Annotated in this window: 1 pseudogene; it reads left to right on the forward strand. The window is 70.5% G+C overall.

Annotated elements, in window-relative coordinates:
• Nucleotides 1-244: pseudogene (locus EXE45_RS18995) on the forward strand (cation:proton antiporter); the annotation flags it as partial.

The following is a 244-nucleotide window of genomic DNA, read 5'->3' on the forward strand; positions in this document are numbered from 1 at the left end:
CGCCGCGAGCGGTTCCGGACCGAGGCCACGACCGGGCGGTTCGTGGCGCTGTTCGGCCTGTCGCTGGCGTTTTACCTCCTCCTCGGGGACCCGACCTACTGGTTCGACCTGGTGACGGGCGTCGCCACCGCTGCGGTCGTCTCGATCACCCTCTCGCGGGTGAGCCTCGACTCGAACCCGGCGATCCCCCGGACGCCGATGCGGATCGTCCGCGGGGTGATCTACGTCCCCGTGCTGCTGTTCG

The sequence above is a fragment of the Halorubrum sp. SP9 genome, from assembly GCF_005435015.1.
Lineage (GTDB): Archaea > Halobacteriota > Halobacteria > Halobacteriales > Haloferacaceae > Halorubrum > Halorubrum sodomense.